The organism is Pseudarthrobacter phenanthrenivorans, assembly GCF_000813845.1.
Lineage (GTDB): Bacteria > Actinomycetota > Actinomycetes > Actinomycetales > Micrococcaceae > Arthrobacter > Arthrobacter phenanthrenivorans_B.
In genome coordinates, this window is record NZ_JWTB01000005.1 from 113,786 (window position 1) to 136,143 (window position 22,358).

The 22,358-nt window shown below is 61.6% G+C and carries 21 protein-coding genes and 1 tRNA gene; 14 read left to right on the forward strand and 8 right to left on the reverse strand.

Annotated features, from left to right (window positions below):
- Positions 1–44 precede the first annotated feature (44 nt).
- A complete protein-coding gene (gene pyk / locus RM50_RS02435; protein ID WP_043449561.1) occupies positions 45–1,550 on the forward strand; it encodes a pyruvate kinase in 1,506 nt (501 codons plus the stop codon).
- 161 nt (positions 1,551–1,711) lie between these two features.
- Here the strand turns inward: pyk and RM50_RS02440 are convergent, their stop codons facing one another.
- Positions 1,712–2,317 carry an ANTAR domain-containing response regulator gene (locus RM50_RS02440; RefSeq protein ID WP_009358190.1) on the reverse strand — a complete coding sequence of 202 codons (606 nt, stop codon included), beginning with the start codon at positions 2,315–2,317 and terminating at the stop codon, positions 1,712–1,714.
- 202 nt (positions 2,318–2,519) lie between these two features.
- Here RM50_RS02440 and RM50_RS02445 point away from each other — a divergent pair.
- A tRNA-Leu gene (locus RM50_RS02445) sits at positions 2,520–2,601 on the forward strand.
- Positions 2,602–3,133: 532 nt separating this feature from the next.
- Here the strand turns inward: RM50_RS02445 and RM50_RS02450 are convergent.
- The 6 genes from RM50_RS02450 to RM50_RS02475 all read right to left on the reverse strand — a co-directional run bounded on the left by RM50_RS02450 (position 3,134) and on the right by RM50_RS02475 (position 9,265).
- Entirely contained in the window at positions 3,134–3,757 is a 624-nt protein-coding gene (locus RM50_RS02450) for a DeoR/GlpR family DNA-binding transcription regulator (protein ID WP_156133814.1), read from the reverse strand.
- A gap of 618 nt (positions 3,758–4,375) precedes the next feature.
- Positions 4,376–5,167 carry an SDR family NAD(P)-dependent oxidoreductase gene (locus RM50_RS02455; protein WP_043449563.1) on the reverse strand — a complete coding sequence of 264 codons (792 nt, stop codon included), beginning with the start codon at positions 5,165–5,167 and terminating at the stop codon, positions 4,376–4,378.
- 158 nt (positions 5,168–5,325) lie between these two features.
- Positions 5,326–6,147 carry a sugar phosphate isomerase/epimerase family protein gene (locus tag RM50_RS02460; RefSeq protein WP_082006942.1) on the reverse strand — a complete coding sequence of 274 codons (822 nt, stop codon included), beginning with the start codon at positions 6,145–6,147 and terminating at the stop codon, positions 5,326–5,328.
- Between the two features lie 157 nt (positions 6,148–6,304).
- Positions 6,305–7,723 (reverse strand): MFS transporter, encoded by a 1,419-nt coding sequence (locus tag RM50_RS02465; RefSeq protein WP_043449565.1) that lies wholly within the window; start codon positions 7,721–7,723, stop codon positions 6,305–6,307.
- Between the two features lie 349 nt (positions 7,724–8,072).
- Positions 8,073–8,621: an AAA family ATPase gene (locus RM50_RS02470; RefSeq protein ID WP_043449567.1), complete on the reverse strand. Its 549-nt coding sequence runs from the start codon at positions 8,619–8,621 to the stop codon at positions 8,073–8,075.
- Complete coding sequence (locus RM50_RS02475) at positions 8,618–9,265, reverse strand: bifunctional 4-hydroxy-2-oxoglutarate aldolase/2-dehydro-3-deoxy-phosphogluconate aldolase (RefSeq protein WP_043449569.1); 648 nt, start codon at positions 9,263–9,265, stop codon at positions 8,618–8,620. Before RM50_RS02475 ends, RM50_RS02470 begins: the two co-directional genes overlap by 4 nt.
- Positions 9,266–9,406: 141 nt before the next feature.
- On the opposite strand from RM50_RS02475, the gene RM50_RS02480 reads away from it, so the two are divergent.
- From RM50_RS02480 to RM50_RS20290, 12 genes are all read left to right on the forward strand, one after another.
- Positions 9,407–10,393 carry a Gfo/Idh/MocA family protein gene (locus RM50_RS02480; protein ID WP_043449571.1) on the forward strand — a complete coding sequence of 329 codons (987 nt, stop codon included), beginning with the start codon at positions 9,407–9,409 and terminating at the stop codon, positions 10,391–10,393.
- Complete coding sequence (locus tag RM50_RS02485; protein ID WP_043449573.1) at positions 10,386–11,396, forward strand: LacI family DNA-binding transcriptional regulator; 1,011 nt, start codon at positions 10,386–10,388, stop codon at positions 11,394–11,396. The genes RM50_RS02480 and RM50_RS02485 overlap by 8 nt, the downstream gene beginning before the upstream one ends.
- Positions 11,393–11,959 (forward strand): VOC family protein, encoded by a 567-nt coding sequence (locus RM50_RS02490; protein WP_043449574.1) that lies wholly within the window; start codon positions 11,393–11,395, stop codon positions 11,957–11,959. The genes RM50_RS02485 and RM50_RS02490 overlap by 4 nt, the downstream gene beginning before the upstream one ends.
- A 3-nt stretch (positions 11,960–11,962) precedes the next feature.
- A complete protein-coding gene (locus tag RM50_RS02495) occupies positions 11,963–12,865 on the forward strand; it encodes a sugar phosphate isomerase/epimerase family protein (protein WP_043449576.1) in 903 nt (300 codons plus the stop codon).
- Complete coding sequence (locus RM50_RS02500; RefSeq protein ID WP_043449578.1) at positions 12,862–13,854, forward strand: Gfo/Idh/MocA family protein; 993 nt, start codon at positions 12,862–12,864, stop codon at positions 13,852–13,854. The genes RM50_RS02495 and RM50_RS02500 overlap by 4 nt, the downstream gene beginning before the upstream one ends.
- A gap of 226 nt (positions 13,855–14,080) precedes the next feature.
- Positions 14,081–15,220, forward strand: coding sequence for an MFS transporter (locus RM50_RS02505; RefSeq protein ID WP_240471832.1), 1,140 nt, complete (start codon positions 14,081–14,083; stop codon positions 15,218–15,220).
- 332 nt (positions 15,221–15,552) lie between these two features.
- The gene (locus RM50_RS02510) at positions 15,553–16,683 is read left to right on the forward strand and encodes an ABC transporter substrate-binding protein (RefSeq protein WP_240471833.1); all 1,131 of its coding nucleotides are present in this window, start codon (positions 15,553–15,555) and stop codon (positions 16,681–16,683) included.
- Between the two features lie 55 nt (positions 16,684–16,738).
- Complete coding sequence (locus RM50_RS02515) at positions 16,739–17,653, forward strand: carbohydrate ABC transporter permease (protein WP_082006944.1); 915 nt, start codon at positions 16,739–16,741, stop codon at positions 17,651–17,653.
- The gene (locus RM50_RS02520) at positions 17,650–18,507 is read left to right on the forward strand and encodes a carbohydrate ABC transporter permease (protein ID WP_043449582.1); all 858 of its coding nucleotides are present in this window, start codon (positions 17,650–17,652) and stop codon (positions 18,505–18,507) included. The genes RM50_RS02515 and RM50_RS02520 overlap by 4 nt, the downstream gene beginning before the upstream one ends.
- On the forward strand, positions 18,504–19,490 hold the full coding sequence (locus tag RM50_RS02525) for a Gfo/Idh/MocA family protein (protein ID WP_043449584.1): 987 nt from the start codon (positions 18,504–18,506) through the stop codon (positions 19,488–19,490). The genes RM50_RS02520 and RM50_RS02525 overlap by 4 nt, the downstream gene beginning before the upstream one ends.
- A gap of 134 nt (positions 19,491–19,624) precedes the next feature.
- Positions 19,625–20,374, forward strand: a complete 750-nt coding sequence (locus RM50_RS02530; protein WP_043449585.1) for an SDR family NAD(P)-dependent oxidoreductase — start codon at positions 19,625–19,627, stop codon at positions 20,372–20,374.
- Between the two features lie 141 nt (positions 20,375–20,515).
- Positions 20,516–20,968, forward strand: a complete 453-nt coding sequence (locus RM50_RS20290) for a VOC family protein (RefSeq protein ID WP_082006945.1) — start codon at positions 20,516–20,518, stop codon at positions 20,966–20,968.
- 542 nt (positions 20,969–21,510) lie between these two features.
- Here the strand turns inward: RM50_RS20290 and RM50_RS02535 are convergent.
- Positions 21,511–22,329, reverse strand: coding sequence for an SDR family NAD(P)-dependent oxidoreductase (locus tag RM50_RS02535; protein WP_043449587.1), 819 nt, complete (start codon positions 22,327–22,329; stop codon positions 21,511–21,513).
- Between the last annotated feature and the right edge of the window lie 29 nt (positions 22,330–22,358).

Consider the following 22,358-nt stretch of genomic DNA (forward strand, 5'->3'; position numbering starts at 1 on the left):
TCGCCGACAACTTAACCAATGCAAGAGACCAATAGGGTAGGTATATGAGACGCGCAAAAATTGTGGCTACGTTCGGCCCGGCAATTGCCAGCTACGAGAACACCCTGGCTGTGCTGGAGGCCGGCGTTGACGTCGCCCGCATGAACATGAGCCACGGTGACTACACCGTGCATGACAACACTTACGAAAACGTGCGGAAGGCGGCCTCCGACCTGGGGAAGGCCGTGGCGATCATGGCCGACCTGCAGGGTCCCAAGATCCGCCTGGGCCGTTTCGTCGATGGTCCGCACGCGCTGGCCGTCGGTGACATCTTCACCATCACCACCGAGGACGTCCCCGGTACGCGGGAGATCTGCTCCACCACCCTGAAGAGCCTCACCGAGGACGTCAAGGTGGGCGACGCCCTGCTGATCGACGACGGCAAGGTAGCCCTGCGTGCCATCGAGGTGGACGACGTCAAGGTGGTCGCCGAGGTGACCGTCGGCGGCATGGTGTCCAACAACAAGGGCATCAACCTTCCCGGCGTGGCCGTGAACGTCCCCGCGCTGAGCGAGAAGGATGAGGACGACCTCCGCTGGGCGATGCGCCGCGGCGTTGACCTGGTGGCGCTGTCCTTCGTCCGCGATGCTTCGGACATCACCCGCGTGCACGAGATCATGGATGAGGAAGGCCGCCGCGTGCCGGTCATCGCCAAGATCGAGAAGCCGCAGGCTGTTGAGCAGCTGCCCGAGATCATTGACGCGTTCGACGCCATCATGGTGGCCCGCGGCGACCTTGGTGTGGAACTTCCGCTGGAGGAAGTGCCGATCGTGCAGAAGCGCGCCATCGAGCTGGCACGCCGCTGGGCCAAGCCGGTCATCGTGGCCACCCAGGTCCTCGAGTCCATGATCGACAACCCGCGCCCCACCCGTGCAGAGGCGTCCGACTGCGCCAACGCCGTCCTCGACGGTGCCGACGCCGTCATGCTCTCCGGTGAGACCAGCGTGGGCAAGTACCCGATCGAGACGGTCAAGACCATGGCCCGGATTATCGAATCCACCGAGGTCCACGGCCTGGAGCGCGTCCCCCCGCTGGGCACCAAGCCCAGGACCCGTGGCGGCGCCATCACGCGTGCCGCCGTCGAAATCGCCGACCAGTTGGATGCCAAGTACATCTGTGCGTTCACCCAGTCCGGCGACTCGGCCCGCCGCCTGTCCCGCCTGCGGCCAATCAAGCCGGTCTTCGCGTTTACTCCGGTGGAGCAGGTCTGGAACCAGATGGCGCTGACCTGGGGCATCCAGCCGGTGCTGGTGCAGATGGTTGACCACACCGACGCCATGACCGCGCAGGTTGACCGCAGCCTGGAGGAAATGGGCCTGGTGGAGGACGGTGACCTGGTGGTCATCGCTGCCGGTTCGCCTCCCGGAAAGGCCGGCTCCACGAACTCCCTGAAGGTGCACAAGGTAGGCGACCTCGCCGACTCCACGCGCGCCGGAGAGTTCGTGAGCAACAAGGAAAAGCTCGGCCCCTGGCCGGAAAAGAAGAAGAAGAACCAGGCCGCCCAGGCCTAGGCTTCAACGCAAAAGGACCCCTGCCGGTTGGCAGGGGTCCTTTTCGCTGTGCTGGCGTGGCCGCCTTGGTGACCGTTACTGTGGGGCCGCCTTACCCTGGGGCCGCCTTACCCTGGGGCGGCCGGGCCGTCGTCGTAATGTCCCGAGGCCCGGCCGGCCGGCTAGTTGACCTGGTTGATGATGGTTTCGGCAACCTCGCGCATGCTGAGGCGGCGGTCCATGGAGGTCTTCTGGATCCAGCGGAACGCTTCCGGTTCCGTCAGGCCCATCTTGGTGGTGAGCAGGCTCTTGGCGCGTTCGACCAGCTTGCGGGTGGCGAACTGTTCCTGCAGGTCCGACACCTCGCTTTCGAGGGCCTTGATCTCCTCGTGGCGGGAGAGCGCGATCTCCAGGGCGGGGATGAGGTCCGCCGGGGTGAACGGCTTGACCACGTAGGCCATGGCGCCGGCGTCGCGGGCACGCTCCACCAGTTCCTTCTGGCTGAAGGCGGTCAGCAGCACCACGGGGGCGATGCGGGCCTTGACGATCTTTTCGGCCGCAGAGATGCCGTCCATGACAGGCATCTTGACGTCCATGAGGACCAGGTCCGGCTTCAGTTCCTCGGCGAGCTGGACGGCCTTTTCGCCATTGTCCGCCTCACCCACAACGTCGTAGCCTTCGCCGCGCAGGATCTCGATGATGTCGAGGCGGATGAGGGTTTCATCCTCTGCCACAATGACGCGGCGCGCCGGCTGGGACGTGGGCTTGGACTCCGTCTGTTCAGTCACGGGATCTCCTTGAAAAGGTACGGCGGGACATCACTATCTTAGGTGCCACCGCGGCTGTACTTGGCTTGCAGGGGTTCGTTTGCGGCGACGGCGGCGCGATTCTGGAATTCAGCCTATCTGCATGTAGAGTAATTCCGCGTACGTGAAGCGATCGCGTTGCTCACAGTCAGCTGTGGGCGTACTCTTGCTCCTCGTATTCCGCGCCCGAGTGGCGGAATTGGCAGACGCGCCGCACTCAAAATGCGGTATCGAAAGGTGTGTGGGTTCGAGTCCCACCTCGGGCACAACAGATAGCCTCGTCAGGAGCGATTTTGCTTTGACGTGTTGACAAAGCCTGTGGTCGCGTCGTCTGACGGGTTGGGTCGGGGGCTGTGGCCTGGCCGCCGCGCTGGCCTATTCAGGAGTGGGGTGGCGGGGTCAAGTCCCTGGCTGTGGGGCTTCCGCTGCTCTAGTGGGTTATGCAGTCCCTCGTTTCGGTTCCGTTGGGTTGGCCGGGGTGGCCTACACCTATGCATGGGCCGAGGGAACGCGAACGACATGACTTCGGCGATCTCGCTACAGAACGCGCCCGGGAGGCGGTCTTAGGGCGTTCGTGCGAGAGTCGTGCCCCGAGGTTTGTCCTGCCAAAGAGGGTGTGGACAGTGTCCACACTTACGTATGCTTTATTGGCGTGGGCATAGGGCCGTGTCCACGGTCTGGGCACATGCGTTCCGAGAGCTAGGGTCAGAACAGGGAGCTACCGAGCTCCGTCGGACAGACTTCGCGCCACGGTCTGACGTCAAGTTGGGCTGTGACGTATGGGGTTAACCTCTTTTCCTAGGGTGGTGCGTACAAAAAGCTGCCCTTGCTGAGGTGAGCCACATGGACCGCAACACCGAGATCGCGGATGTTCTCCTGCGTTTCCCTGTGTAGTTGTTCGTCAGTGACGACCGCGTCCAGTTTCTCGATTGCGGTGACCCGGAATTTCGAGACCATTCCAAACTTTGTGCTGTCTGCCAGAAGGAAACAGGAGGTGGAGGCTTCGAGGGCGGCCAGTTTGACTTCCACTTTGTCCATTGATGGAGTTGTGGCCCCTCGGGACATGTTCCAGGTTCCGGTGCTGAGGAAGGACAAGTCGATACTGACGCCTTTGATTGCGTCGGCCGCGATGCGTCCCTCGCTGGAACCCTTGGATGAATCTACGGCGCCCCCGGTGCGGATGACCTCGATGTGTGGGTGGGCGAAGAGGCTGGTCACCACGTAGAAGTTGTTGGTGACGACCGTGAGATTCTTGCGAGCGCCGAGGTGGGGCACTACCGATTGGCAGGTGGTGCCGGCGTCCAGAAAGACCACCATGTCGTCCTCGATGAGCTGGGCAGCCCGTTGGGCAACGGCCTGCTTGCGGGCAGTTCGAGTTGGGCGCTGAACTACTGCTTCCTGGGAAGGGCCGGGACTGTCCATTCGGCGAGACGGACTCCGCCCTGTACCGAGCCGACTTGCGCCGAATTCTCTAAGACTGTTAGGTCGCGCGCACCGTCATGTGGGAGACATTTCATGCACACCTTCGGGACCCAGAAGCCGCAGAATTTCCTGCCGACGCTGGTCCGGAATGAGTGGTCTAGCTGTTGATTCACGTGGGGTCCTTTGTGGCACGCCCTCCTACCTGGGGCTGCTGCGGCCTTTCAGACCCGTCGGCCACGGCAACAGCTCCTCAACCAACGAGCACTCCGAAGGCCACTCAAAATGCGACACGCACCAAGAGTCTCACCCGGAACATCCTCGCCTTATAAGACGCGCTCTAGGTTCGTCGCCGGGCTGGGCCACCGGCGCGCCTTAGTGAGATGGGGGCGGCAGCCGGGGCGAATCGGGCAAGGCCCCCGCCCCCTCGGCCCGGCGGTGTGGCGACGGGGGCCGCCAATGTCGATCCCCGAGGACGGGACGGCCGAGCAGGACCCCCGAGCGCAACGGTGCTCTGCCCGCCCCGGCCGGCCATGCCAATGCCTGTGTATGGTGTCGCCGGTGACAGGGTTGCCGCATCGGGGCTAGTACATCTTCGGGGGCGCCGGCACAGCTCGGGCTTCAGGATTTGGAACTGGGTCGTCCAGGAATATGGCTAAGAATAGATTTAGAGAAGCCACCGTCGACACAAATGTCTTGGCCGGTGACATAACCCGATAGCGGACTCACGAGAAATTCGATCACGTTGGCAATGTCCATGGGGTCGCCGATTCGTGCCAGAGGAATGATATTTTCCCTTGCCTTTTTGATTTGGGGATCTTCGTACATTTTTTCGGTCATCCGCGTGTGGGTCATGCCCGGGGAGACGACGTTTGCGCGGATTCCGTCGGGCGCCCATTCCAGTGCAAGTGTTTGGGCCAGCATCGTCAAGGCAGCTTTGCTGGGGCTGTAAGCGCCGGATCCGGCGTGGGGTAGCTGACCGGACATGGAAGAGGTAAAGCAGGCGGCGCCTTGGCTCTGTTTCAAGTGGGGGTAGCTTGCTTTGGCCAGAAGCCACGCGCTGCGGAGGTTAACGGAGAACATGTTGTCCCAGTCTTCAAGCGACACGTCACAGATCGCACCGGGGTTGGCGATTCCCGCGTTCGCTACCAAGGCGTCCAGCCCGCCGAACTCAGCCACCGCGGCCTTTACCAACTGACTTGGCACATCGGGGTCAGCGAGATCGCCTGTGAGTGCGATGGCCGTACCGCCGAGGGACTGGATTGAGCGAACGACTTGCTCCTGGCTGGTGTTCGGTTCGTGTCCACCCACGGCGATCATCGGGTGCACACCCCGGGCCAGGGCAGCCTCTGCGATTCTCACGCACGTGGCCGCTCCTATGCCGCTGCTTCCGCCGGTAACCAAAGCTCTCATCGCACACAGTTCCTTTTTACTAGTGGTTCACATTAAAAATTGTTTTGACTACCAAAGCGGTAGAAATCGCGGGCCAGCAACGGCTTGTTTTGCAGGATTCGGGCTGTAGACCGAGATCCTGTACTGGATTCCGGCTGGCTCGCGAGCTCCAACCCTGGCTAATGACCCAGGTCCCAGCCTTGGTTCTCGAGATCCTGCATCGCCTTATTGAATTCCTGAACGGGGTTTTCTTCGCGAATGATCTCAAGAACTACGTTATTGACGCCGCACGTTTCTTTTACGGCCTTACCCAACCCGTTCCAGTCGATCACTCCGGTGCCGATTGGATCGTGGCCCCAGGTTTCCGTGCCCGTATCAGAAATATGGACGAGTCCAATCGATTGGTGGTGGGAGCGCAGACTTTCTACGGGATCTTCTCCTATGTAGGCGGCGTTGGCGACGTCGTACACGATCTTCACTGCGTCATCATTGATGATGCTGACGACGCCTGCCAGGTCCTGGATGGTAGGGGTGAAGCAGTAGGGGGTGTTTTCGAAGAGCAGTCGCGTGCCGGCCTGTTTGGCCAGTGGGATGAGATTCTCCATGCTCTCGTACATCCACCCATGAACGCTTTCGAGTGACGGTGAGATCATCGGGCGTCGCGTGCCGGGGGATATCACGACATCGGTGACATCCCACGCTGCGGCCAGGTCGATCACCGATTTGATGTGCTCGATGCTCTTGCGACGCATGCTGGCGCCGGGGCTTGCCAGGTTGATGTCATAGCCACCGGCGTTCAGTGACCTGATTGTCGCACCGTATTCATGCAGCCTTGCGTGAGTTGCCGAACGCTCTTGGGCCGACATTTCATCCGGCCAGCAATGTGGCGAGCTGATCGGAACCTCGAAAGTCTTGTACCCACTGTCCACCAATTCAGCTATGGCATCGATTGCTGTCGCTGACCATAGATAGGAAAATGTATTGATAATCATGCCGTTCATTGCAGGCATCCTCTCTGTCTTCGCCTAGTCATAACGCGCTGTGAATTTTCAACCCGTCAACGGGGATTGCCAGCGTGAGCCGGGCGGCTCGACGAAATCCGGGGCACAGGCCCCTTCGTACCTGGTCGAGCCGCGACGGCTGTGTGGTACATCATGCCTAGTGGGAACGCTTAGCCCCGTCGGTAGTCGACGAGGTGCTCGAGACCAGGTGCTCGCCTTCAAGTACTTCAGGGTCAGCAAGCGCCACAGTGGCACGGTCACCGCGGTTGCCGGTCTCGGGCAGCGTGAAGTAGACGACGAGGCAGAGGGCGACGATAACGATCATGTAGACCGCGACAAGCATCGGCTGGCCGGCGCCGACGAAGGCAGCGGCGATCAGCGGGGCGGTGCCACCGAAGACGGCAATCACGATCTGGTGTGCGAACCCGATTCCGGATACGCGGACCGATGCGGGGAACAGTTCGGCCTGGATAGTCGGGTAGATCGACTGCCAGATACCGAGGACCACCCATCCGGATGCCGATACCAGAACGTATACGCCAAAGCCTGGCTGGTTCAGCAGCAGCAGCAGGGGGTAGAAGAGGACGATCATGCCGATGGCGCCGATGATGGGGAAGATTTTGCGTCGGCCGAGTCGATCAGAGAGCGCGCCGCAGACCGGCACGATGACAACGAGCAAGGCGAGTCCGATAACGCTGCCGGCCAAGGTGGAGGACAGGTCGCGGCCGGAGGTCAGCTTGGCGTAGGTGGGAAGGAAAGTAGCCCAGGTGTAGTAGGCAACGGCCGGGGCAGAGAGGGCAGCTGCCTGCAGCAGAGCCTTGGGGTGTTCGCGAAGGAGGTCCCACAGGCGTGCCGCCGCGGTCTTTTGATCGACAAGGGCACCTGCCTCAAATTCAGGGGTTTCCTCCGCGCGGGCCCTCAAGATAAGGCCGACGACGCCGAGGATGCCGCCTGCGACGAAGGGGATGCGCCAGCCCCACGCGGCGAGGTCTGCAGGAGTGAAGGATGATGTCACAATTGCGGCGGCGCCGGTAGCGGCCAGGGTTGCGAGTCCGCTGGCCATGTTGGAGAACGAACCGAACAGGCCCCTGCGGTTCGGGGGAGCGTGTTCAACCATGAACGCGATGGCGCTCTGCGCCTCACTGCCGGCCGAGATCCCCTGAAGGATCCGGGCAACAAGGAAGAGAACCGGTGCTGCATAGCCGACGGTGGCGAACGACGGTGTGAGGCCGATGATGAGAGCACCGAGCGCCATGCCCGAGATCGACAGGGTCAGGATGAGCCGCCGGCCAAACCGGTCGGCGAGTGGGGAAATAATGACTCCACTGAGCGGGCGCACAACAAAGCCGACCGCGTAGGTGAGCAGTGCTGCGATAAGAGAGGCGAATGGGGAATCGCTTGGGAAGATCTGTCCCGAGAATACGGCTGCCAGCAGCCCGTAGATGTACCAGTCGTACCACTCCACGAAATGGCCGATCGTGCCCGCCACCATATTAATGGTGCGGCGAGGGTGCTGGGACCCTTCGGGAACCGCCGAAGGGTCTGCGCTGCCGAGCGCTGCCTTTGAGGTCTTCATTGAACTCTCCATACTTTTACGTTTGCTGAGACGAGGGGTAGTGGGATCTGCCGGGGCATTTGTGCTCGCCCGGCGGATGCGCTGCCCCACCCGCCTCTTATCCTTTCAACCGGATGAGATCGGTTGCTGAGATCGGTTGCAATCACTTTACGGACGACTTAAGAAGCTGTCAACGCCTTGCCGGTCGACTTTACCCATGCCCCGGCCAGCCGACCGGCAGCGCAGGTGAATGTGGTCCACAAGCTGGAGCCCGGGCCCCTGCCCCGTCGACAGGGAGGAAGGGCTTAGGCTCGTGGTAGCTGGCTCGTGAGGCCGCAATCCAGGTGAACAAAAGGGTCGAGTCCGGCAGTTACGCCTCGGCCGGGAGTGGTGTTTCGTTGTTGAAGTCCACATACTCCACCCCGGACCACGTGCATTCCAGACTTCCGTAAATTGGCCAGTACTCGTCCCAGTGGGAGAGTTTCCATTGGTCTCGTTCCAGGCCCCGCCGGGTAAGCCGTTCCCGCAGGAGATCCTGGGGGACCCTGACCCGCACGACCGTGGTCTGGGAAGGTGGCCATTGAAATTTCTCTGCCGCGCGGGTAAGGAAATCGGGCACCTGGAAGTATGCGCCGAAAGGGGCATCGATCACTACTGACCGGCCGAGACGCAGGTTCGCTCCAGCCACGTCCATAAGGGTGTCGTATTCGAGGGGCAGCAGGTTGTCGCGATAGTAGTCGTTGGATTCCCGGTCTGTGGGGTCGTGTCCTGTCGCCTTCAGTGCAAATTCAACAAATCGTCCGCATACCCGGTCCTTGTCGAGGTAAGCGGCATTGTTTTCTCTTGCGGTTTTCTGGGCAACCGTTGTTTTTCCGGAGCCAGCCGGGCCAATCACGACGAAGACGCTGGGGGTGGTCATCGGCGGCCCTCTGCAACTGCCGCCAGGAACTCCTTCGCGGCTTTGGTGACTCGGGTGAAGTCGCCGTCGGGCTGCCACGCTTTAGTCACGTAGCTGCCGACGCCGACACCTGCGACACCGGCGGCAAACCATTCGCCAACATTCTCTACGGTCACGCCGCCCGCAGGCATGATCGGCAGATGGGCGAGCGGGGCGAGCATGGATTTGGCGTAGGGAATGCCGCCGGCCTCGGTGGGGAAGAGCTTGAGGATGTCGGCACCGGCCTCGGCTGAATTGACCATTTCAGTTGGAGTGTAGGCGCCGCTTACTGTGGGTATCTGGTACCGGTTCGCTGTCCGGATCATTGCCGGGTTCAGCTGAGGACTGACCAGAAAGTCGGCGCCGGCGCGGATGCACTCATAGGCCGAGTGCTCGTCAAGAACTGTTCCGGCTCCCACCGCTACTCCGTTGGATCCGTGCTTGGCGGAGAGCCTGCGGATCACGTCGACGGCACCGGGAATGGAGAGAGTGATTTCGAGGGCGCGGAAACCGCCGGAGATGGCCGCTTCCGCCACTCGTTCTGCCACCTCGGCGTTTTCGAGGCGGACGATGAGAACGGCGCCGGACTCGTCAATGGTCTGCAGGGTGCGAAGTTTCTTGTACATGTTTACCTTTCTTGCGCCCCGGCATTTTGCTGCTTTGTTTTGCCCGGGGACTGTTGGAGTGTCGTTGACAAACTTTCCCACCATCCATACTGTTATTGCAACCGATCTCAGCAACCGATCTCATACAAGGGGGTATCGCGGTTGACCCACGTACGCACAATCATTCTGGGTGCTTCGCACTGGCACGTTCCGCTGTGCGCGCCGGCCATGGCCGAAGAGCACGACATGATCGGAGTCGGTGACGACGACGTATCCCGCGTGCAGGTGCAGAACCTGGCAAACGGATGGGGGGCCCCGGTTGAAGCCGACTGGCGGAAGCTGGTGGATCTCCCCGACGTCGGACTCGCATATGTCTTCGGCCCCCATGACGGCATGGCCGAAAAGTGTCTTGCCCTGATCGAGCGCGGTATTCCGTTCGTCGTGGAAAAGCCGTTGGGCACTTCCCTTGACGAGCTTTCCACCGTGCGTCGAGCCGCCGAGGCAGCGGGTGTACCCGCCACTGTTCCGCTCGTCCAGCGCGGCGGCCCCACTGAGCAGTGGCTTGCCAAGGCAGGCCGGCCCACCTACCAGCGCACCTCATTCATTGCCGGTCCACCATCCCGGTACCTTGAGAACGCCAATCCTTGGATGCTTGATCCGCTCAGGGCGGGTGGGGGTTGCCTCGCGAATCTGGGGCCACACTTTGTCGACATGTTCCTGAGGGGCGCCGGTGAGACCGCCGTGGATCTGGACGCCCGGCTCTCATCGTCTCTTCACCACCAGGGCGTTGAGGATCATGCCAGTCTCCTCCTCACGACACCGGAAGGGCGCGAAGCCATCGTGGAAGTCGGGTACGCATTCCCTGGCTCTCCGCTGAAGCGATACTGCAGCTTCACCTCAGCCGGGGAAGCAGGATTCGCCACCGTGGACTCTGACGGTTCAGCCACCTTCACGGCGGCGGACGGGACCACGGAGGTCGACAAGATCAATGTGGACAGTGACCCTCTATACGATCCGTTTGTGCGGAGCGTCGCCCGGACGCTGGAAGATGGATTCCGAGGCCTCACTACGCTGGCCCAGCTCGAGAATGTCATGCGCCCCATTTGGCGGGCGTACGACGACCATCATGGAGGAAGAGAACATGCCTGATCTGAGTATCGACGTCGTTGCCAAGGCAGCCGGTGTCCATCGATCAACGGTGTCCCGGGCGTTCTCACGCCCCGAAGCGGTGAAGAGTGAAACGCGCGAGCACATCCTGCGGGTCGCCGAGGGACTCGGCTACACAATGAGCCCACTGGCCCAGGCGCTTCGTCGAAAAACCAGTACCTTCATCCCGCTGATCGTCCCTGACATCACCAACCCGTTCTTCGCCGAGCTTGCCAAGACGATGACGCAGGCAGCCGACGAGCGGGGCTACCAGCTGCTGCTCTGCGTCACCAACGGAGACCCGGCCAAAACCGACGGATACTTCACCGCCATGCAGGCCATGTACGCCCCCTTCGGGATAGTTGCCCCCTCGACAAAGGTCGATACCGAGGCGCTGAAGCGTTTCGACTTCGGACACAAGGTCGTTGTGATCGACCGCGTGGAGGGAGACGATTCGGTTCCCACGGTTACCGTCGACAGCCGCCGCGGAATCATGCTGGCCCTGGATCATCTGCACTCTTTGGGTCACTCCTCGATCGGCTACGTTTCCGGTATCGCCGGAACGCACACAGCCCAGGACCGGATGGACGCTTATTTGGAACTGACTGCCGAGAGCGGGAGCGCACCTATCGTTCTGGACAGCGGGTCGGATCTGGACGCGGGCACCCGTGGAGCGGAGCACTTCCTGGAAATGGAGAACCCCCCGACGGCCATTATCGCGGCCAATGACATGGTCGCCTTTGCTGTGATATCGGCCCTCGGCCGAAGCGGTGTACGGGTACCCGAGGATGTATCGGTTATTGGGTTCGATGGTCTCGCTCTTGGAGCCAGGTTCAACCCCGCCCTGACGACCATCCGGCAGCCGATCGCCGACATGGGACATATCGCCATCGAACTGGCCGAGAAACAGAACGCGGACGGCTCCGTGGACCACATCGTTCTCGAGCCCGAGCTTCTGGTCCGCGGCTCCACCTCGGGCCCACGCACCTCAGGGCGACGCAAATGACCGGGGGACAGGGACAGCCGCTCCGGCGTCTCCCGGGGCTGCGCCACACTGACCACGTCGGCCTTACCGTTCCAAACCTTGAGGAAGGCATCCGGTTCTTCGTCGATGTGCTGGGCGCTGAGGAGCTGTACCGCTCCGAACGAGGACCCGACGAAAAATTCATGCCCATTAACTTCGACGTCCCGGCAGATGCCAAACTCACGCTGGCCATGCTGCGCCTGCCCCCGAACCTTAACATCGAGCTCTTCGAATGGAGCGGCACGGGACGGCGCGATGCGCCACCGCGGCACTGCGACGCCGGAGGGCACCATTTGTGCTTCATCGTGGACGACGTCGATGAAGCGATCACGGTGCTGCAGCAGGCCCCCGGGGTGCGGGTGCTTGGTGAACGCAAGGAAGTCGCCGGTGACAGCCCCCGCGTCGCCGGGAACCGCTGGACCTACTTCGTCACCCCCTGGGGGTTGCTCATGGAGATCGTGGACCGGTCCCGCGTCGCAGACCCGCCCCGGCTGGTCGGTCCTGCGGACTGGACAGCAGACCAAACACTTCAGAAAGGATCTTGAGCAATGCGGCTAGCGGGTCACACACTAGGCACCCCGAACCACACGGTTCCCCAGGCACTCAAACTCTTCCGGGCCGCAGGGCTCGATGCCGCCGAAGTCATCTACCAGGACGACTACACGTCCGGATTGCCTCTTGGTGACCGACGCGCGGCGATGGAAGCACTGCAAGCCGCCGAAGGCGAGGGCGTACCCATCGTCGGCTTGACGCCCTACACCACAGCCATCAACTCACTGGACGATGTGGAATGGCGTCAAGGGGTCGATGAGTTCCGTGGCGCCATCGAGACCGCGCACCTGCTCGGCGCTGACCGGGTCCGTGTGTATGCCGGCGCCTGGCACCCGGGCGACAGCGAACACGCGGCACGATGGGGGCAACTGCGTCAGGCATTGGAAACACTCGCGCCCGAAGCCGACCAGGCCGGTGTTCGCCTCTGCGTGGAAAACCACTTCGGCACTATGACCCAGACCGCGGCAGACACCGCCGCCCTCGTCCGGGAAATAGCACACCCCGCCGTCCGTGTTCTCTACGATCAGGCGAACCTGACCTTCACGCACGACGAAACGTTCGAACAGGCCTTTGCTGTTCAAGGTGATCTCATTGGTCACGTGCATGTAAAGGACCTGGTCTTCACGGATCCCAACGCAGCATTCCGCGCCACGGAAACGGCCCGGGTCAACGCCTCCGAGCGGGCCGTCAGGTCCCGTGTCGTGGGAAGCGGCGTCGTTCCGTGGTCGCAAATCCTCGCCGCGTTGCTGCAGCACGGCTACGACGACGTCCTGAGCATCGAACTCGAGTACCGCTGGCACCCCCAGGACCTCCCTGTGCCCGAGGACGGCTTCCGCGAATCTGCCGCCGTCCTGCGCTCAATGCTCTCCAATCTGGCTGAAATAAGGAACGCTCGATGAACACCAACCGTCTCCGCGTCGGAGTTATCGGCGCAGGCAATATCGCCACCATTGCCCAATTGCCCACCCTCGTACAACGCAATGACGTGGAACTGGCTGCCCTGGTGTCCCGGCGCGATGACCCCAGCAGCCTGGTCAGGCGCTGGGGATTCGGCGCCGCCTACAAGAGCGTGGAGGACATGCTGGCCTCGCAGGAATTGGATGCAGTCTTCGTACTCACGCCACGATCCGAGCACGCCCACGCCGTGCAGCTGTGCCTCAGCCGTGATGTCGACGTGTTCTGCGAAAAACCATTGGCGCCGGCAACCGATGAGGCCGAACGCCTTGCAGATCTTGCCGACCAGCGGGGCCGAGTGCTGATGGTCGACTTCAACCGCCGCTACGCCCCCGTCTACACCGCCGGCAGGGACATTTTTGGTGAGAAAGGAGCCACCTTCTGCGTCGCCCAGAAGAACCGCCCGGGATCCGAATACCGTGCGACCTTCGAAAATGCCATCCACATGGTTGATCTCCTCCGCTGGTACTGTGGCGGCGAACCCGTGGACGTCGCCGCCCATGCCGCCGGGGAGGACCCCTGGGAAGAAGACGGCGTCGCAGCGACCATCCGCTTCAGCACCGGAAATACGGGCCTTCTGATGGCAGCCCGTACGGCAGGAGCGTGGAACGAGAAGCTCGACGCCTACGGTGACGGGAAGACAGTGGAGGTCAGGGCGCCTGAAACAGTCTCGACCACGGTCAAGGGAGTCACCACATCCCGGGAACTCAGCGCCGAGGCGTACGGCTGGGCCACAGCCACGGACACCCTCGGATTCTCCGCCGCCGTTCACCATTTCCTTGACCGCGTCGCAGACAGGGCACAGCCACTGACCTCCGGCCGTGAGGCTGTTCACACCCAACGCCTGCTCGACCGGATCCTCGCCGCATCCGGTCTGCCGACAGAAGAACAAGCCGGCCGGGAATGGGCCAGCCACGCAGTGAACGCAAGCTGAACAGCCTGGCTCGCCCATCCCCTCGGGTTAGGTCTCACATCGAGAGCTTTTGAACCGCGCCCTGCAGACATCCCAAAGCATAAGGAGGCACAAAATAGGTCCGAACTGCCTCCACCAGAGCCACCGGAAGATCGGGGGAGTGGGACGGCAACCACTGCGAGGGCGGCTCGCCCCGCTCGTTGGCATCCTGCTGGTCGCGTTCAGCGCAAGACAGGCGGTTTCCGCGGTGTCCCCGCTCCTTGGTCCCATAAGCGAGGACCTGCCCCTTGACGCGGTGACGACGGGGATCCTTGGAATGCTGCCGACCGCCGGCTTCGCAGCAATGGGATTCCTGGCCCTCCCTCTTATCCGCCGAATGCAGCCCGAATACCTGCTGCTGGCTTCAATCCTGATGACAACCCTCGGCCAGGTTGGACGCGCACTGGGGTGGACTACCTCCGTCTTTCTGGCGTTCACCTCGATCGCCATGCTGGGGATGGGTGTAGTAAATGTCGTGATACCGCCCCTGCTGATGAAGTATTTCCCCGATAAAACCGGGCTCCTCCCTGCCCTACACGTGACACTCCTCGCCGTCAGCACCGCCGTGGCCGCCCGAGCGGCCATACCCTTGGCCGGGCTGTATGGCTGGCGGTTTTCCATCGGCATTTGGGCGGCAATCAGCGCGGCCGCCGCAGTACCCTGGCTGATGGTCCTCGCAGCCAGGGGTACGGCTGCCCAGGCCAGGAAACCTCCATGCAGCGAAGTACCGGCGCCCCGCACCAGTGTGATCAAGCCCTGGCGATCACCGATTGGCTGGGGTACAGCGCTAATCTTCGCGGGTTGCTCGAGCAACACGTTTGCGGCAATCACATGGCTTCCGGTCGTTCTTGTGGACCGAGGGATGAGTCCGGAAACCGCCGGATTCATGTTGGCGCTCTATTCCATCCTCGGCCTGCCGGTCGGCCTCGTTGTGCCTCTTGCCGTGGTGAGGATGCCTCGCCCGCTACCTATTGCAGTCCTGTTCGTCGTCACATTCGCCGTCGGCTATGGAGGCATCCTCTTTGCTCCAATAACTTCCGCGTCAGTGTGGGTGGCTATCGCCGGGCTGGGCCAAGGCGCCTACTCCTTCGCGTTCACCATGATCAACAGGCGGGCACGAACACAAACCGGGTCGGGAGCACTCTCCGGATTCGCGCAGGGAGTCGGCTACACCCTCGCAAGCCTCGGCCCATTCCTTTTTGGTCTCCTGCATCAGCCGGGGGACCACTGGCTACCATCATTCAGCATGCTCGGAGGCTGGCTCATGGTATTTGCCGTGGGAGCCCTCATGATCAACAGGCCCCGCGTGCTTGAAGATGCACTCCCGGCCGGCGCGGTCCGGCGTTGAAGAAGTATGGACTTCGGCGATCCCCGACACCGGCAACCGACATGAGTTAGCCGTCTCGGTGACCGGAGCCAGGAGCTCCGAGCACGGACCTGAGTAAGTCTTGACAGAGCCTGTTCCCGACCCTATCTTTATTGCAACCGATCTCAGCAACCGATCTCAATGTCTGATCGGATAAATGCAACCGATCTCAAAGGAGAGATGAAATGATTAGAGCTGCAAGTACTTTGACCGCCGTGGCGGTTGCCGCGGCGCTGCTCACCGGCTGCTCAGGCAGTTCCGGCGAGTCCGGCAGCAACGAGGACGGTCCCGTCACGTTGACGTACTGGGACTTCATGGACCCCAGCCAGAACAACCCGCGGGCTGCCGCGCTGAAGCAGAATCTCGAGAACTTTCACAAGGAAAATCCCAACATCACGGTTCAGCTGTCGACTGTTTCTTTCGGGGACATGATCAGCAGGCTTCCGCAGGCAGCGGCAGCCGGGCAGACACCGGACGTCGTGAAGATGTTCGCTCCGGTCGTTCCCCAAATTGCTGCTGCGCAGGTTTACCAGCCGCTTCCTGATGAGGCTAAGCAGATCACTGACTGGTTGCGCCCGGTGGACAAGCTGGCGGACAAGGACGGGAAGCAAGTGGCCGTCCCCTACGACTACCGCACCTGCACGCTCTATTACAACGACAAGATCCTCAAGCAGATCGGAGCTGCCGTACCCACCACCTGGGACCAGGTCGTCGAGGTTGCCGGAAAAGCAGCGAAGGCCGGGTTCACAGGGTTTGGGACCGGGTTCTCCGGGGTCGACAACTCGGCAATCATCTCGACCTTCTTCGATTGCTTCATGAGCGAGGTGGGGCAGGACATCTCCAATCAGGACGGCAAAGCCAGCTTCAACACTGAAAAGGGCAAAGAATTCGCCGATTTCCTCGTGAAGCTCAAAAAAGCAGGAGGCATGCCGCCGAGCGTTGTGGGGGACCAGTACTCGACGGTGGCTGACGGCCTCCAAAACGGCACGGTTGCCATGTCTGCCCTCGGAACGGAACGCCTCTTGACCCTGCAGAAGGCCAACCCTGACATCAAGTCCGCCCCCCTGCCCAAAACCTCAAACGGCTCGGATAAGGGATCGACGTTTGGTTGGACCCTTGGCATCGGTGCCGGAAGCAAGCATGCCAAGGCTGCCTGGAAGTTCATCGAATACATGACCAGCCCGAAAGCCGGGGCGCTCATGGCAACCGGGGGCGACGTCCCCACACGCTCGTCGACGTTCCAGGAGCCTTACTTCACCACTCCAGAGGCCAAGACCGTGCTGGACGTCAGTAACTTCGTCAAAGATCACAGCGAGCCGCACACCTACCCGGATAACTGGATTGCCATTGCCAGTGGCCTTGCCAACGCCGGACAGCAGCTGTATCTGAACAACTCCTCGGCGGATGAGTTCATGAAGGCGGCGCAGGACGCGGCCAACAAGTGAACCCCTTCCCCGACAGGAGTAACCACGTAACCCTGGTCCCAGGAAAGCGAACCCCATGTCAGTGACACAAGAACAACGCGCAGTTCGGAGCACCAAACCCCGCATCCGGCCTGCACGGAAGGACCGGGCCGTCTGGCTCTACGTCGTCCCGGTCGTTTCCGTCTTCCTTTTCGTCTTCGTCGGCCCCCTGCTCTTCACAGCTTGGACGGCGCTCCACGACACCACGTATTACCAGATCAAGGACTTCTCCGGACTGAAGTCGTTCACCAGACTGTTCTCCGACCAAGACCTTCCCAAGCAGATCGGCACCACTCTTGCGTTCTCGCTTGGCGCCCTGGCTATCGCCTTACCGCTCGGCTTTGCCTCCGCGGTCGTCCTGAATAAGATCATCCGCTTCAAGCGGACGGTGCGGAGCCTGTTCCTGCTTCCGTGGCTGATGTCCCAGGCAACCGTAGGCACTCTTTGGCTGTGGTTCCTCAATCCCACCTATGGGCCGGGGACTGCCATCACCAAAGCCCTTGGTTTCGGGCCTGCCGATGCCTTCTCCACACCGGGTTCGGCGCTGGTGGCTTTAACACTCATCACCGCGTGGTGGTCCTATCCCCAGGCGATGGTCCTCTTCCTCGGGGCGCTTCAGACTGTGCCAACCGAACTTTACGAAAGCCTGCGGGTGGACGGCGGAAACGCTTGGCAGGGATTCGTGAACATCACCCTTCCCTTCCTTCGGAACACCATCGTTTCGGTCGTTGTCGTCCTGCTAATGCTGTACGTGCAAATGGTGACCATCATCCTGGTCACCACCCGTGGCGGCCCGCTGGGTGGAACGGAAACCCTCTCGATGAGGGTGTTCAACAAGACGTTCCAGGACTTTGACCTCTCTGGCGCCTCGGCCGCAGCAATTTTGCTCTTCGCGATCAACATCGCCTTGACCCTGGTAGCGATCCGCTTCCGACGGAAGGAATCTCTGTGACTGCCACCATTCCGGCCCGCCGCCGGCCCGGGCACATTCTGCGGCGGCTGCCCATCTGGGCAGTCGTCGCCGTAACAGCGGCCCTGGTCCTGCCTCCGGTCCTATGGATTTTGTCGACGTCCCTGAAAACCGACGCGAACACGGTGGCTTTCCCACCTGTGTGGATCCCGGACCCGTTCTCGTTCGACAGCTACGGCGGACTGTTCACCTCCACCAACATCCGCTTCTTCCTCAACTCGCTGATCTACGCCATCGGTTCGATCATCCTGGCCCTCGCGGTCTGCGTCCCCGCAGCCTATGTCGCGACCCGCTACCGGGGGCGCAGCATGGAAAGCCTCATGACCGGCATCCTCGTATTGTCCATGGTTCCTGGCGTCGTGGTCTTCATTGCCCTCTACTCGATGTTCGTCAAGACCGCACTCATTAATACCTACCCTCTGTTGATCGTGGTCTACACCGGGATCATCTGCGGACAGACGATCCTGTTCCTGCGCAACTTCATCGAAAACATCCCCGTGGAAATCGAGGAAGCAGCAGCAATCGATGGCTGCAGCCGACGCCAAATTCTTCTGCGAATCGTGCTGCCCCTGATCCGCCCAGGGATTGCCGCCGTCGCGATCTTCATCTTCGTCTTTGTCTGGAACGACTTCCTCGTCGGAACCGTCCTGGCAACAACCGAAGACATGAAAACGGTGCAAAACGGCATCGTCCGATACATCTCCACCGGTTTCGGCAACTTCTGGGCGGCCTTCGGGGCCTTCGTTATCGTCGCATTCCTTCCCGTCCTTGCCATCTTCGCCGCCTTCCAGCGCTGGTTCATCGCCGGCCTGACCTCCGGTGGAGTCAAATCATGATTTCAACGAATCCAGTTCCGCGCGTCGCCGTCGTCGGAGCAGCCGGCTGGGCCGGATCACGACACGCACGGGCATTCGCCACGGCGGGTGCCGACGTCACGGTTCTTGTTGAGAAGGACGACCGGGCTTCCCCACTCGCCCGGGAGTTGGATGCAACGGTGGTAGCCAGCACCGAAGCGCTCCGCCCGGAACACGCCGACCTCGTGGCCGTCGCACTGCCGACCACCATCCAACCTGCTATCTGCGCGGACCTGCTGAACCGCGGCTTCCGCGTGCTCACCGAAAAACCGGTCGCCGCAGACGCAGAAGGCGCCGCTGTCCTTGCCGCCGCGTCCGGTGTCAACGAACGCCTGATGATCGGATACACCCTCCACCAGCACCCAGCAGCTTCCCTCGTCTCCCAATGGGTGGGCAACAACGAGGTAATCGCCGTGTCCGTCCGCTCCGTAGCCCACAAACAGAACGTCAACTCCTGGCGAGCTGACCCGAAGGAGGGCGGCGTCGCCGTCGTCAACGGCATCCACGCCATCGAGTTAGTCTCATCATGGTTCGATGGCGACCCAAAAGTCCTCGCCACAAGCTCCAGCAGCAGCCTGTACGGCTCGCCGGTACCAGAACACGTAGTCACCGACATAGAATTTCCCGCAGGTGCCTTGTTCCATCTGCAGAGCTACTGGTCTCCCTGGCAGGAACCGCAAGGACTCAACCAGGGGGACTGGAGCCTCACCATCGATGTACTCGCCCGTGACGGACGGATCTTGTGGGCCAACGACACCGTGCACGTCTGGAACCGGGACGGAAACCACGACACAACATCGTTCGCCCCCTCCGACCTCTTCCTACGCCAGGCAGAGGCCGCCCTTAAGTTCTGCACCGGCGAGCCCCCAGCCGTTACGTTCACCCAAGCGCTCCGGGCCACCGCAATCGCCGATGAAGTTGTGGCTGCGGCAGCTTCTCGCGCCAAGGACGCGGCCGCCCACTAGCATCGTCAAACCTGGACAACACGCGACCGGCCAAAACAGCACCACAGCTAAGGAATTTTGCACATGAAGCGAGCACCTCACGCTCCCAACGCCGGAAACCCGCGGCGCACCCACGACCACGGCGGAGAGAACAAATGAGCCTCAAGGATCAGGTGGTACTGGTAACCGGGTCGAGCGGGGGAATCGGCGACGCCGCCGTCAGCGCCCTCACAGCAGAAGGCGCCATCGTCATAGGCGCCGACCGTTCCCCGAAAGAGGACCAGAACCTAAAGGCGTTCTACCCCCTCGACATCACCTCGGAACAGCAATGCGCAGCTACGATCCAGGAAATCACATCCAAACACGGTCGCATCGATGTCCTCATCCACGCAGCCGGAGTACTCGGCCCCACCCCCGGCATCATGGAGACCACCACTGAAGAATTCGACTCCATCTTAAGGATCAATACCTCCGCGACCTTCACGATGGTACGGGAGACCGCAAAGTCAATGCTCGAAACCGGCACCGCCGGCGCCATCGTGGTCCTATCGTCAGTTGCAGCAAAGGAATCACGGCTCAACTACCTGCCTTACAACGCGAGCAAACTCGCCGTCCTTCACATAATGTGGTCCTTTGCCGAACTGCTCGGGCCCAACGGCATCTCCGTAAACGCCATCGCCCCGGGCCCGGTGAACACACCCATGTGGGCACAATTCGCCAAAGACTCCGGTCCGGACGCAGCCGCCAACCGTGCCAAGCGTGCCGCACAACTTCCAATGCGCCGGTTCGCCGAACCCGACGAAGTCGCCCGCGCCATCCTCTTCCTCGCCGACCCCGACAACCGCTACATCACAGGGGTTTCCCTCGACGTGGCAGGCGGAGCACACCTGGGAATTGGAACCTAAAACGACCCGACAAAGGTCTTCCAACAGGCCATCGCCCAGAGCTGACATACCCGGCCTGACACCTCCCATCCAACATTGACGCTTCAAGGCTGCTTTCATCGGAGACGAGTGGGAAGTCCTTGACCACCAAGGAGACACTGAATGCGACACCATCACACCGCCCTGCACGTTACGGACATGGAGCGCAGCGCGCGATTTTACGTGGATGGCCTCGGCCTAACCCGCTTGGACGCCTGGACGTCGGGGCCATACATCGGTGAGCTGTACGGCCGTCCCAACGTACAGGTCAGAGCCATGCTTCTCGCTACCAATGACGGATCCTTCCGGTTGGAACTTGCCCATGCCGAGCCTCTACTGCCCGCAGTTGACCCATCAAAGGCGCAACCGGGCACGGCACACCTTGCCTTCACAGATATTGATGTACGGCAGGTTTACGCCAAGATGACAGCGCTTGGTTACGACGCCGTATCCGAACCAGTTGCCCCGACCTCTGGTCCAATTGCAGGCGGATGGCTTGTCTACCTACTCGATCCAGACGGAAATCGGGTGGAACTCATTCAAGCGCCCGACTGGCAAAATGCTGACCAGACGTGAAACGCTCCTGCTGAATTCGGCTTTTTGGAGCCGGCCCACTATCGTCGCGTCAGGCTCCCACGCTGCAGCCGGTAGCAGAGATCCCGTCAACATATTGCCGCTAGGACGGGCGCTCCTCGGCCTGCTTCATTGAACGGCTTATTGCCGAATCTGGGAGGGCAAATAGTAGGTGTGGACAATGTCAACACTCTTCGTCTTGGACTGTTGTTCAGAGCTGTCGTATTGCTCCAGATTCCGCATGTTTGCGCGGATCCCGAGTAGTTGCAAGGCCTGGAAGACAGTTCGAGTCCCACCTCGGGCAGGACAGGTCGCCTCGTCAGAGGCGATCTTGCGTCTAACCTGTTCACGAACCTTGCGGGTTGCGTCGCTCTTACGGCTGGTTCCCGAGTTTTGGCCTAGCTGCCGCGTTGGCCTATCCAAGTGTGTGGTGGCCGGTCCAGAACTCTGGCTGCCGATATAAAAGCTGCCATCGTTACCTGTGGAACTCGCGCGGCGGGCAGCCGGGAACTCCTGCAATGAAGGCCGGATAGCTCGTCTGGAGGTTATGCGGTTCCTTGGTTCGCGGGCTCTGCCGCTGTCCGGGCCGCGAATCCCAGGCTCCCGGGATCGACGGAGATCATCCCGCCGTCGACGGGGATGACGGCTGAGGTGATGTAGGAGGCTTTGTCCGAGAGAAGCCAAGAGATGACCTGGGCTATTTCGGTTGCTTCGGCGGGTCTGCGGGCCGGAACGAAGGATGTGGCAGTCCGATAAGCCTCTTCAGGACTCAGACCCAGATCCGCCCCGTACTCCTTCATTTCCATGTCCGCCATCTCAGTCCGGGTCCAGCCGGGGCAAATCGCATTCGCCCTGACACCCAACGGGCCGTAGTCCACGGCAATGGACTGCATGAGCATCGTCAGCCCCGCCTTGCTTGCACTGTAGCCGGCAATTCCACGTGTAGCCCGCAGCGCCGCCGCCGACGCGACACCGACGATAGCTCCGCGGGATGCCAGCAGGTGCGGCAGCGCTTTGCGTGCGAGCCGGAAGGGCCCTGTGAGGTTGGTACTCATCATTTCGTCCCAGGCCTGATCTGTCAGTTCCCCAGCTGATCCCGTCCGCACGACCCCGGCGTTCAGGACCAGTCCATCCAAGGATCCGAACCGTTCGAGGGCCGACTCAACCAGCTTCGTAACATCAGATTGGGTGTAAGTATCCGCCACCACTGGAACTGCCCCGGTTTGGTCGGCAATCAATTGCAAGGGTTCGGGACGCCGGCCTGAAATGATTACTTCCCATCCGTCGGCCCGGAGTTGATGGGCCGTTGCGCTCCCAATTCCGGATCCTCCTCCTGTGACTATGGCTACTGGTTGATTGCCCACTCTGGCTCCTTTGGGTTTGGTTGGAGATG